Annotated in this window: 8 protein-coding genes and 1 pseudogene; 6 read left to right on the top strand and 3 right to left on the bottom strand. The window is 46.6% G+C overall.

The genetic code is table 11. The features are described 5' to 3' along the window. The 6 genes and pseudogenes from Xkoz_RS05030 to Xkoz_RS05005 all read left to right on the top strand — a co-directional run. Positions 1-87, top strand: a pseudogene (locus Xkoz_RS05030) (IS5/IS1182 family transposase); the annotation flags it as partial. A gap of 77 nt (positions 88-164) precedes the next feature. Next, positions 165-1,427: an MFS transporter gene (locus tag Xkoz_RS05025; RefSeq protein WP_099141131.1), complete on the top strand. Its 1,263-nt coding sequence runs from the start codon at positions 165-167 to the stop codon at positions 1,425-1,427. Continuing rightward, a complete protein-coding gene (locus Xkoz_RS05020) occupies positions 1,414-3,198 on the top strand; it encodes an ABC transporter ATP-binding protein (RefSeq protein WP_099141130.1) in 1,785 nt (594 codons plus the stop codon). Before Xkoz_RS05025 ends, Xkoz_RS05020 begins: the two co-directional genes overlap by 14 nt. 2 nt (positions 3,199-3,200) lie before the next feature. Next, on the top strand, positions 3,201-4,979 hold the full coding sequence (locus Xkoz_RS05015; protein ID WP_099141129.1) for an ABC transporter ATP-binding protein: 1,779 nt from the start codon (positions 3,201-3,203) through the stop codon (positions 4,977-4,979). 53 nt (positions 4,980-5,032) lie between these two features. Next, positions 5,033-11,083, top strand: a complete 6,051-nt coding sequence (locus Xkoz_RS05010; protein ID WP_244183398.1) for a non-ribosomal peptide synthetase — start codon at positions 5,033-5,035, stop codon at positions 11,081-11,083. Then, entirely contained in the window at positions 11,017-11,271 is a 255-nt protein-coding gene (locus Xkoz_RS05005) for a chorismate-binding protein (RefSeq protein WP_244183397.1), read from the top strand. The genes Xkoz_RS05010 and Xkoz_RS05005 overlap by 67 nt, the downstream gene beginning before the upstream one ends. A 151-nt stretch (positions 11,272-11,422) precedes the next feature. Here Xkoz_RS05005 and Xkoz_RS05000 read toward each other — a convergent pair whose 3' ends face one another. The 3 genes from Xkoz_RS05000 to Xkoz_RS23695 all read right to left on the bottom strand — a co-directional run bounded on the left by Xkoz_RS05000 (position 11,423) and on the right by Xkoz_RS23695 (position 12,393). Then, the gene (locus Xkoz_RS05000) at positions 11,423-11,713 is read right to left on the bottom strand and encodes a putative hemolysin (protein WP_099141128.1); all 291 of its coding nucleotides are present in this window, start codon (positions 11,711-11,713) and stop codon (positions 11,423-11,425) included. Between the two features lie 46 nt (positions 11,714-11,759). Next, the gene (locus tag Xkoz_RS04995; protein ID WP_099141127.1) at positions 11,760-12,086 is read right to left on the bottom strand and encodes a DMT family transporter; all 327 of its coding nucleotides are present in this window, start codon (positions 12,084-12,086) and stop codon (positions 11,760-11,762) included. A 184-nt stretch (positions 12,087-12,270) separates the two neighbouring features. Then, positions 12,271-12,393 (bottom strand): hypothetical protein, encoded by a 123-nt coding sequence (locus Xkoz_RS23695; RefSeq protein WP_279627389.1) that lies wholly within the window; start codon positions 12,391-12,393, stop codon positions 12,271-12,273. Positions 12,394-12,562: the final 169 nt, after the last annotated feature.

The following is a 12,562-nucleotide window of genomic DNA, read 5'->3' as shown; positions in this document are numbered from 1 at the left end:
ATAGCCACTCGCTATGCAAAAAATAGCGCGTCTTTTCTTGCCGCAGTGCAAATCCGTTGCCTTGTTCTTTGGCTGAAAATCTCATGACGACATCGTCTAGGAAACAGTGCATTATACATGACAAATAAGGGACGGAATGTTGGGCTGGATGTGAGCGTTGCACTATGACGCAAAATATCCCATACCGCCGTCACGTCTCGTTGCTACTTTTGACTTTGGCGGGTGTTTACACCATCCAAAGTACCATTGGTATGTTAACGTTACAAAGCATGCCGGCATTTCTACGCAACCAGGGCGTTACCCCAGATAAGATAGGACTACTCTATCTACTCATGTTACCTTGGGCATTCAAATTCCTCTGGGCTCCCGTTGTAGAACGCTATCGTAAATCAGGTTCGGGGGATATTAACCCCCGCCGCATCATACTCTGCGGCAACCTGTTAATTGCACTGATTTTAGGTTTAATGTCCTTAGCAAAACCTGCCGAACATATGTCGCTGATCATCGTGGCACTGTTTCTGGTGACCCTTTGTCTGACCGTTGTCGATACCACCACAGATGGTCATGCGATCGATCGATTATCACCGCAGCATCGCCCCTGGAGCAATGTCATGCAAGTTGGAGGCAGTTATCTGGGGGCCATTATTGGTAGCGGCCTGTTTTTATATCTGACTTCGCTGTATGGCTGGCACATTGGTGCAGGCATGTTAGTTATAGTGATTCTATTAATGTCAGTGCCTGTCTTGTTCAACCAGAAAACTCGGGGACAGGAAGAATCGAATGCTTCAAAAACATCGAACACACCAGCGCCAAAGCCATCCCTAAAGCGTGCATTACGCCGAGCCCCGGTTAAACAGGCACTGATTTTAATACTGTTATGTATGATTGGGACACGCCTGTCACTCGGTATGTTCTCCCCCTTTTTAGTCGATCGCGGGGTAGATTTAACCCAATTAGGGATTATCGCTGCCAGTGGTGGCGCACTGGCCGGATTATCCGGTGTCCTGATTGGCGGTATCACTATCCGTAAATTAGGTGCCGTTCAAACATTATTGTGGCTCATGCTGCTTGAATGTATGGTTTTAGTCAGTATTTTTTGGCTTGCCCAACAACCAGAAGCTCCCCTATCCCTGCTTTCAGCAGCCTATGTTTTTATCACATTAATCACCGCAGCCAAATTTGTTGCCTTATATACCCAAATGATGTCTCTGGCGGCAGGTGCGCAGTCAGGTGTCGATTTTGCGTTGATGCAATCCGCAGATATGAGTATTGCCATCATCTGCTCAATGCTGGGTGGAGTGATTGTGACCAACGCAAGCTACGCATCCCTTTTTGCCCTTGCATTACTCTTCACCCTCTCTGGTTTGTTTTGGACATTACGTAAAAATCGTCATTTCCAAAAGGAAAATACCTATGCCCAACAATGATCCTTCTGTCCAGAGTTCTCCAGAGCAACGTGCGGCTGATGCCGGTGTTATTAAGACATTGTGGGCTATGATGCGCCCATACCGTACGCTAAGTTACGTTGCGATTGCACTTGCCATTATTTCTGCCGGCCTACAAATACTGCCGGCAGCAGTTGCTGGCCTTATTGCCCAGTCTATCTATGACGGGCAATATGACACGTTACTGAGCTACGGCATCATGTTACTGGGCTTCACTTTTGCCGCCATGCTGACTTTCAGTGCTTCAACGTTTGTTTCTCATTTGATCGCTGCTGATGTTCAGGCTGACGTCCGTCACAAGATCAGCAAGAAGTTGAAGTCAGTTCCCTTAGGTTTTTTTATGCAGACTGACAGCACTGAAATCAAGAAAATGATGTTAGATGACGTCGAACAACTTGAGGATGGTGTTGCCCATATCATTCCAGAGATGTCAGCAACCGTGTTCGGCCCTTTGATCGCATTGAGTGTAATGTTAGTCATTGACTGGCGCTTAGCATTGGCGGCTTTTGCTCCCACATTGGGTGCCTGTTTATTATTCATCTATATCCAGATGAAAGTTCAAACCACAACTCAACGCTTTTACGCAGCCCAAAATCGTATTGCTTCGACAATGGGTGAAGTTATCAACGCTATTCCTGTGGTAAAAACCTATTCAGGCGGCAATATTGCGCTACAGCGGGCGGAAAAAGCCTTTACTGCCCTGACTCATATTATTGATGTTTGGATTGAGAAAGTGCAGGTTAAATCCAGCCGATTTTTTGTGCTATCTAGCGCTAATCTGCTGTTTGTCCTCCCTTTGGCGGTTTGGCTATTTAACCGACAAGCGATCACGCTATTTGAATTCACCTTCTTTATTCTGGCTGCTATGGCATTCGGCAATATTGCTTCATCCATGTTCTCTGTAATGACACGTGTGCAGCAGCAAGAGGCGTTAGTCACACGTTTTAGTTGGCTAATGAATCAACCTGAATTAGCACCATGTACCCAAAGCCAGGTTCCTGTCGAATACACTGTGGCGTTGCACAATGTCAGCTTTTCTTATCAAGATAAGCAGGACAATGTATTAAATAACATCTCGTTTTCCGTCCCTGCCGGCAGTTCACTCGCCCTGGTTGGCGCCAGTGGCTCTGGCAAATCCACCATAGCCAGCTTGGTTGCCCGTCTTTGGGATCCCCAACAAGGCAAAATTACTGTTGGTGGGGTTGATATTCGCAACATGGATGAACCCACGCTGCGCAATCATCTCTCTTTTGTGTTTCAGCGGGTCTTTCTGTTCAACGATACGATAGCCAATAATATCCGATTGGCCCGTCCTGATGCTTCACAAGAGGAAGTTGAAACAGCAGCCATCGCAGCACAAGCCCACCAATTTATCCAACAGCTACCACAAGGCTACAACACCGTGCTTAACAGCGGTATTAGCTTATCTGTAGGGGAAAAACAGCGTATCGCCGTTGCCGCCGCTATCCTGAAAAACGCACCCATTCTGGTATTGGATGAAGCCACCGCTTACGCCGATCCAGAATGTGAAAAAGAGATGCAACAAGCACTCAATGCGTTATGCCACAATAAGACAGTGATTGTGATCGCCCATCGCCTGCCAACCATCCGTCACCTTGATCAAATACTGGTCCTGGATAAAGGCCAAATTATTGAGCAAGGAACCCATGATGAACTGGTCACACAACAAGGTGCGTATGCCAAACAGTGGGCGGCTTGGCGGGGAGAAAATACCGGAACAGGAGTAAATTAATCATGGGATTATTTAATCGTCTCCAACAACATCTATCGCCAAAATTACAACGGGTATGGCTTGGTGGGTTGTTATATAAGCAGCTTGATACCCTTGCAATAATCGCTCAACTTGCTATCGCCGCCTGGGCTATCACGCATCTGGAAGAAGTGCATCAGAAAGAAAGTAGCAACGATATGCTGCCACTGATCACTCTGGCCTTATTGGTTATTTTACTGTTGCTGCGGTTCGCCTTTATGTCCCGCGCATTACGTAAACTCACCATTACCGCTTATGGGCTGGGGATAGAAATCCGTCGCTCTTTGCTACAACGGCTTGTCAGTATGTCCGTAGCGACCATTCGTGGATTAAGTGCCGGAAAAATAGCACTCACATTATCCGAAGATGTACAGTGGCAGGAAAACCAGTCAGCCTATACTACCCCACAAATCATCTGCCAGATTATGATGCTGACGCTTATCTATCTGGCTTTATTCTGGTTCGACTGGGTTGTTGCTGGCTGTGCCCTATTGGTACTCATGGTTGGGTTACTCATTCTGGGGGGAGTCCGGCAAAAACTTAATGAAATACTGCGTCGTCGGGTGGCGATGATGGCTGATGTCTCCGAAACCATCGTAGAATATGCCCAGGGCATGGCGTTTATTCGCGCAGCCGCGGCTACCACAACGGTAGAACAACGCTTTGACCAGGAAATTGAACAACTACGTGCCGCATTTCGCCGTGGAATATTCAAAAGCATACCGTTACTGAGCTTGTTCTACATCATTGTTGATACCAGCGTGGTTATTGGCATTCTGGCCAGTGCCATACGCTTTAATGAGGCACTCACTCTCCCTGAGATGCTGATCACTGTTCTATTGTTGTTTGCCACTATTACGCCTTTACGCGGGATCATTCCCCTGCTCAACGTGACCGCACTGACACAAGTCGGAGAGACTCATATCGCAGAGATAGAAGCCATTGCAACACAAGTCTCCGGGACATTAGCCGCCCCAGACAACTATGATGTTGCAGTTAACGATATCTCATTTAGCTACCCAGGTACTCACCAGCCAGCTATCCAAAATGTGTCATTTTATGCGCCACAAGGCAGTATGACCGCCATTGTCGGCCCAAGTGGCAGTGGTAAATCCACGCTGGCCTATTTATTACTCTCATTTTATCAATTGGACAAAGGTGAAATCCGACTGGGTGGGAACCCTATTCATTATTACCATACACAAGCACTGTATGACACCGTCACAATGGTATTCCAAGAAACCGCACTATTTCAGGATACTGTCGCTAACAATCTCCGTTTAGGTGCTCCACATGCAACCCAGTCAGAGCTGGAGCAGGCTGCCCGCCTCGCCAATATTCACGATACGATTATGGCATTACCGCAAGGGTACGATACACCCTTAGGGGTAGATGGCGGTACGTTGTCTGGCGGAGAGCGCCAACGGCTTGCTATTGCTCGTGCTATTTTAAAACAGTCTCCAATTCTATTCCTGGACGAAGCAACGGCTTCGCTGGATCCCGAAAACGAGCAATTGATACAAGGCGCATTTAACTCCCTCATCCGGAATAAAACCGTCTTTGTTATCGCGCATCGGTTAAGTACGATAACCCGTGCTGATCAAATATTGGTAATGGATCATGGAACCCCCTGTGATATCGGTACCCATGATGAATTATTGAAGCGTTGCCCACTTTACCAATCCCTTTGGAAAAATCACCTTGGTTCAGAAGAGCATTGGCACTTAGATCCCAATATTCCCCAGGTATCCACTCAAATTTAAGGTGAACCCACCGATTTGATTTATTAGGTACTGCAATTTTATAGGATTTACTCATGCACACGGACCTTTTCTCCCCTGATTCACTGCGCCAGCTTATCGCTAGCCTGTTTAACCAAAAAAATATTTTGGTAGGCAATCATGACGATTTAATTCGCAATGGGCTGGATTCAATGCAAATCATGGCATTGTTAAACCAATTCAGACGTCAGGGACATCGCGTCACTCTGCGCGAACTGTACCAAAAACCAACGTTGCACGCCTGGAGTCAGCTTCTACAACGTCAGGCACCTGTCGCTCACACAGTGCCCAAAAATACAACGCCACACCCCCTGATTATAGATGCTCGCCCATTCCCATTGACGGCAGTACAACATGCTTATTTTGTTGGGCGCTCTCCGGAACAAACGTTGGGGGGAGTTGGTTGCCATTTGTATCAAGAGTTTGATGGCATGGGGTTGGAACCTGAACAATTGGAAGCTGCGATTCATGTGCTGATTCAGCGGCATTCGATGTTGCGCGTGCGGTTTTTGCCAGACGGACGCCAGCAAGGTATGACCCATGCTTACTGGAAAAAATTAACGGTTCATGACCTGCGCAATCTGACAACTAATGAGCAACAACAAGCATTAAACAACATACGTAAACAACTGAGCCACCGGGTATTACAGGTTGAAGACGGGGAAACTTTCGATCTTCAGCTTAGTCTATTTGGTGATAATCAACATCGATTACATGCCAATATCGATCTACTGATCATGGATGCTGCCAGTTTCAGTCTGTTCTTCACCGAACTGGCAGCATTAATTGCCAAACGCAACCTACCCGCTATTTGTTCCGACTATGATTTTTGCAGTTATCTAACACAGTATCAGGCTCAATTTAAACAGGCTCGGCAAGAAGCAGAAATATTCTGGCGTAACCGGTTAGACACTTTGCCGCTTGCTCCTCAGCTTCCTTTGGCTCGGGATCCTTCCCTAATAAAAGATGTCCATATTCAGCGCAGATGTTTTCGTTTAGCACCTGAACATTGGGAACGTTTTAAGCAACTCGCGCAGCAAAATGGTGTTACACCCACTATGGCACTTGCGACTGCATTTGCCGCTTTATTATGCCGCTGGAACAATGCAACGCGCTTATTGTTCAACCTGACACTATTTGACAGAGCGCCACTGCATACCGCGGTTGACAACATGTTAGCCGACTTTACCAACATTCTGCTGCTGGACATTCCTGGTGATAATTTACCGTTCTGCCAACTGGCTCAGGATGCACAAACAACCTTTGCCAAAGCTTACGAACATCGTCACTGGTCTGGTGTAGAAGTTTTACGTGAACTCAAGAAACGAGGTAGCCACCCACATGGCGCGCCAATTGTATTTACCAGCAATTTAGGTCGGCCTTTATATGGTGAAAATACCCGTGATGTCTTGGGAAAACCAAGTTGGGGAATATCACAAACACCTCAGGCATGGCTGGATTTCGTTGCCTTTGAACATGAAAATGCTCTGAATATTCAGTGGGATAGTAACGACGAACTCTTCCCTGATGGTTTAATGGATACCTTATTCACGGCTTATCAGGGACTGATTGAGAATCTGACGGAAAACGCCACGCAGTGGAACGAAAAGCTGCCGGATTTGATGCCTGAGTCGCAATACCATCTGCGGCATCAAATCAATAACACGGCTGAACCACTACCAAACGCCCTGCTACATGAGGCAGTGTTCATACAAGCAGAACGCACACCAAATACTGTTGCTTTAGTGACTCATAATAAAAAAATGAGTTATGGCGAGTTAAGTCTGGCAGCCCGCCGGTTAGCCGCCGTGCTGCAAAAAATGCCGGTTATGCCGGGAGACCGCGTTGCCATTAGCATGGAAAAAGGTATCGGACAAATTGTCGCCGTATTAGCCATACTTTACGCCGGCGGGGTCTACGTCCCAGTTCCCGTTGATCAACCATTAAACCGACGTCGTGCAATCTGTGAAAGTGCCGGGATCAATATCGTTATCATTGACCCTGAACATCAGAATGATGTTTGGTCACCAGATATACACTGCATGCCCTGGCATCAGGATGAACAATTATCTCCTTTAGCAAACATGTGCAAGTGTGCGGTGACTGATCCGGCCTATATCATCTATACCTCTGGTTCAACCGGGATGCCAAAAGGTGTGGTTATCAGCCACCAAAGCGCACTCAATACCTGTTTGGACATCAATCGCCGTCATCAAGTCCAAAGTAGTGACCGGTTACTGGCGCTTTCTGCCCTGCATTTCGACCTCCCTGTCTATGACATTTTTGGCATTCTCAGTGCAGGAGGCGCGCTGGTATTAATTAATGAAGCCCAACGCCGCGACCCATCAACCTGGGAAATGCTGATCGAGCATCATAACGTTACGTTGTGGAACAGCGTACCGGCACTGTTCGATATGTTGCTGACCTATTGTGAAGGGATGGAGGTAGATGCGCCGAAAGCTCTTCGTACTGTGATGCTGTCCGGAGACTGGATCGGTTTATCACTGCCTGAGCGTTACCGCGTATTCAATCCTGATGGTGTATTAAGTGCTATGGGTGGCGCAACGGAAGCCGCTATCTGGTCGAATGAATATATCGTCAAACAAGTTGACGCACAGTGGCGCTCCATTCCTTACGGTTATCCTTTGGCTAACCAGCGCTACCGTGTCGTTGGTAAAGATGGCCGTGATTGCCCTGACTGGGTTGTTGGTGAACTTTGGATTGGTGGTGCCGGTGTAGCATTAGGCTATTTTAATGATGAAGAGCGTACTTCTGCCCAATTCGTCGTCGATCAAGGAGAACGCTGGTACCGCACTGGTGATCTGGGCTGTTACCACCCCGCAGGCTGGCTTGAGTTTATGGGACGTCGCGATAGCCAGGTGAAAATTGGTGGATACCGAATTGAGTTAGGAGAGATTGATGCTGCCCTCAATCAGGTAACCGGAATCAGTAAAGGGGTTGCTTTAGCTAGTGGCGAAAAAGAGAAATCGCTGGTGGCATTCCTTGAATTGGAAGGCGAGACTTTATGCCAACGCGTAAATCGTGCGCCACAATTACCCATAAGCTACCGTGATCTGTTTCCCCCCGCTCAAGCAATAACTGATGATAACCGTGAGCCTCAAGTTGCCATATTTCTGCTAGAACATTTGTCTCGTCACGGTATTACGTTTACGTCACCTCAATCGCTCACCGATTGTCTGAAACACTATCAGCCACTACCGGAATATCATGACTGTTTTGCTCGGATGCTGGCATATCTTTGCCAATGCAATCAATTGACTGAATCGACACATCATGTCTATCAGGCCATGTTGCCAGCCACGACATCCAATAATGAAGCAGGATACATCCCTGAACGCTGGCATTCTATGCTACGTAGCATTCTTACCGGACAACAGGCAGCCGTCACATTACTTGATGATCCGCAATTCTCACCGGAACAACAGCTGTTTGTACTACCAGAAATCCAGCAAGGGTTAGCAGGATTGAAACAGATCATCATTGCCCTTTCTCAACGGTTACAACGCCCTGTTACTTTGATGGAATTCGACGCCCGCAGTGGCCTCTGTGCTCAATGGCTGGCAGAACATATCACTGACCAACATCTGTCTTACCTCGGCTTTGAACGTTCTCAAGCACTGATCAACCAGATGCAAACACGGTTACGTGATCATAGGCATGCATCAGTACAGTATTGGTCAAAAAAATGCGGGTCAGAACAAATTCCAGAGTCGCTACAGCATCAGGCAGATATCATCTTGCTAAACAATGTGTTACACCGCGAGCAAGATCCAACAAATTGCATCAAGGCGTTGATGCCCCTGGCACAACCCGGCGCGTTGGTGTTGGCAATGGAGTTGCAACAAGCTTCGTCTCTCTCTCTGATTACAACGGAATTGCTCTCACCTCACGGTATTCAGCTACGCTCTTCGTCACAGTGGCAGCCTCTTTTACCACTACCCGCAGAAACACCTATTACCATTGGCAATCTTAGTGTGTTGTTGATGCAAACAAGTGACAACGTCACCATTCCTGATCGGGAAAAAATTAAATCCGTACTGGCGCAACATTTGCCGGGATATATGATCCCACAGCGTTTACATGTTATTCCGCGTCTGCCCTTGACACCTAACGGCAAAATCGATCGTAAGGCGCTATCACAAACCCTGCAATCCACTACAAAAACAGCCGTGTCACACCAGAATGAAATGACCTTGTTGAATCCGGTGGAACAAACCGTTGCCAACATTTGGCAACGTCTACTAAATACCGAGCAGTTAGGCCGTAATAGTGACTTTTTCCAACTTGGCGGTGATAGTCTTCTGGCTACACGTCTGATTGGTGAACTGACACAACAAGGCTTCAAAGGCGAACTTGGTCATCTTTTCCGTAACCCGCAATTGGCGGCGTTTGCTGCAACACTGGCTCCTCTGTCTGAAACTGCATCAGAAACCTATGCAATACCAAAAGAACAAGATGAATATCAGCCTTTCCCATTAACCGAAGTCCAGCAAGCTTATCTGGTTGGACGCCATCCTGGTTTTGCCCTAAGTGGTGTTGGTGCCCATTTCTTTATCGAATATCGGATAGAACAGTTAGATGTTCAACGTTTAAACCGGGTATTAAATCTCTTGATCCAGCGTCATCCGGTGCTTAGAACTGTTGTGATTAATGGACAACAACAGATATTGCAAGATGTCCCCCTGTTCTCGGTCAAACAACACCAATTCACTGATATTACTGAGGCAGACACACTACGCGAACGACTGTCACATCAGGTATTAGATGCCAGTCACTGGCCGGTGTTCGATTTCCAACTTGCACAAGACAACCGCCGCGTCTCCCGGCTATTTGTCAGCCTGGACAATTTATTACTAGACGGGCTGAGCATGCAGATATTGCTGGCCGAATTAGAACAGCTATATCTCGACGAACAACACCAATTGCCGCCATTGAGAGTCACCTTCCGGGATTGTGTGTTACGCCAGCAACAAACGCCGGCACATCAGAACTCACTGCAATATTGGCAGGAGCAAGTGAAAACATTACCGTTGGCCCCACAATTACCATTGCGTATTGCACCGGAACGGGTTCAATCTCCGCGTTTTGTGCGCTATAGCGATCGGTTATCTGCACATGAATGGAATCAGTTAAAACAACATGCTGCACCTCATCAGATAACCCCTTCTGCACTCTTAATTGCGGCTTATGCGGCTGTTTTGTCCGCATTCAGCACCAGACCAGAGTTAACCCTCAATCTTACCCTTTTCGATCGCCCGCACTGGCATGAAGACATTAATCACATTCTGGGTGATTTCACTTCACTGTCATTACTGGCCTGGCATCCGGAAAACAATTGGTTATTAAGCGCCCGTCGACTGCAACAACAATTATGGCAGGATCTGGATCACCGCCATATTTCAGCTATCAGAGTGATGCGTGAACTGGCACAGAGCCGTGGCCCTGATGCGGCCATTATGCCAGTCGTTTTCACCAGCGCATTGGGCACACATGAAGGGCAATTCCTTTCACGTTCATCATGGATAAAACCGGTTTGGGGGATCTCACAAACACCACAAATCTGGTTGGATCATCAGGTTTATGAATCTGACAATGAGCTTTGCCTAAACTGGGATGCTGTCGAAGAATTATTTGAGCCGCATCAGTTACAAAACATGTTCAACCGCTATATGGCGCTATTGCGTACCCTTGCTGCACAACCAGAAAGCTGGCATTCAGCATTGGAACAACTGATGCCACGCCAGCAATGCACAATGATTGAAGATAACGCCGCTGTTGCCATTGCATCACCGCGTTCGGAAGGGTTCGATCCCCAAATATGCAGTGAAATTCAACGCCTGTTTTTATCGGTAACAAATCATCCTATTGATACACAACAAAACTTTTTTGAGGCAGGAGCTAACTCGCTACAACTCATTCAATTGCATGGCAAATTACAACACGCGGGTTTCCATCATCTTGCTGTCACTGATTTATTCGCTTACCGAAGAAACCTTCTTTGCAGGCAATTTCACATTATGAAAGTGAACCACGTCAGCTTTATAGCGGTTGTGTCATGTTGTTAGATAGTTCAGGTAAACTGGATGCCGCGTTGGTATTACGCTCTCTCTATCAGTATAAAGGGCGCTGTTGGCTCCAGGCTGGAGCTGGATTGGTCAGAGATTCCAAACCAGAAAGAGAATGGCAGGAAACCTGCGAGAAACTTGAGTGCATCATGAAACATGTTCGCCCCTATTCTGACCAAAATGAGTAAGAACTTATCAGGATAGATAACCATACCTTGGGGAAAACCAGAGTGATATCGGGTTTTCCCCAATTAGCTTGCAATCATGCTGCCCAAAGCAGTTTCGATTAAAAATTGACAAGCATGTTTCTACACGACACACGCCTTTGCCATAAAAAATCTAAAAAGACGTACACCCACCATCCAACAGAGCCTGTTCATTACAACGGCGACCATTCGCCAGTTGGCAAACAGGTATTTGATGGCCGTTTAATTGTTTGGTTAATGCCGGAATGCCGCCGGCATCAGTACAACTTTCACTGGCATCTTTACTCAAGTTAATACCCAGATCAGCATATTGAAAATGTTTGTAACGGCTTGATGATGTACCTGTTTGGTGCCCGCTGCAACCGACCAGTATGGTTCCTATCAACAACAGATTGACAAGGATAGCCCCTCGCTTTAACAACATATTTTCTCCAGTTTAGCTATTGGATATTAATATATTTGGGTATAGTTCAGTGCCCTGAACTTTTAGAAAACAAATTTATCACTAAAACACCCACAATAATAAGAAGCATACCGATAATTGCCGGTAAATCTAATTTTTGTTGATATAAAAATAGGCCGGCAATAGAGACTAAAACGATACCAAGACAAGACCAAACCGCATAAGCAATCCCCAAAGGCATGACTTTTACAACGTGTGACAACGCCCAAAACGATAAGCAATATCCCACCACGACAACAATGGACGGAACCAAGCGAGTGAAACCATCGGCTGTTTTTAACATCGCTGTCGCTACCACTTCAGACAAGATCGCGATAAACAAATAACCCCATATTTATGGGGATGGCGATTGTTATTTTTTAATGCAGAAAAACACCTAAAAATTAGCAAACAAGGCTTTTTTACCAAATGCAAAAAATACGTCACCAGACATTCCCTATTTTTATCTAAATTTCTGCCCAAATATGATTAACTCCCCCATCCCCCACCAAAACCAGACGAAAATTCCATCTAATCGGTTAATTAATTTTACTGATAAATGTGTACAATAAACCTCTTTTATTGACCGGACGGCCATTTTTATATTGTTGTGGGAGTTCTGGCATGTCGATGGGCTGCGCCCGGCCATGTAAGGCATTCATGAAATAACCCCGAAGGAACACATCAACATGAAAAGTGGCTTACGTTTTGTCTTTCACATCGCGGGCGTGCCGGAGGCCACCTTCGCCGTGGCCGAATTTTCCCTGCAAGAAGGCCTGTCCGAACTGTTTACCCTCAACCTGACGCTGGCCAGAACCGGCAATGCCAACC

This window comes from Xenorhabdus kozodoii, assembly GCF_002632875.1.
Classification (GTDB): domain Bacteria; phylum Pseudomonadota; class Gammaproteobacteria; order Enterobacterales; family Enterobacteriaceae; genus Xenorhabdus; species Xenorhabdus kozodoii.
Note: the sequence above shows the minus strand (reverse complement) of the source record. Positions and strands in the feature narration are given on the sequence as shown.

What these genes read in the sequence shown, in the direction of transcription:
- Xkoz_RS05025 (WP_099141131.1), top strand. Translation starts at nt 165, where the DNA reads ATGACGCAAAATATCCCATACCGCCGTCACGTCTCGTTGCTACTTTTG.
- Xkoz_RS05020 (WP_099141130.1), top strand. Translation starts at nt 1,414, where the DNA reads ATGCCCAACAATGATCCTTCTGTCCAGAGTTCTCCAGAGCAACGTGCG.
- Xkoz_RS05015 (WP_099141129.1), top strand. Translation starts at nt 3,201, where the DNA reads ATGGGATTATTTAATCGTCTCCAACAACATCTATCGCCAAAATTACAA.
- Xkoz_RS05010 (WP_244183398.1), top strand. Translation starts at nt 5,033, where the DNA reads ATGCACACGGACCTTTTCTCCCCTGATTCACTGCGCCAGCTTATCGCT.
- Xkoz_RS05000 (WP_099141128.1), bottom strand. Translation starts at nt 11,713, where the DNA reads ATGTTGTTAAAGCGAGGGGCTATCCTTGTCAATCTGTTGTTGATAGGA.
- Xkoz_RS23695 (WP_279627389.1), bottom strand. Translation starts at nt 12,393, where the DNA reads ATGAATGCCTTACATGGCCGGGCGCAGCCCATCGACATGCCAGAACTC.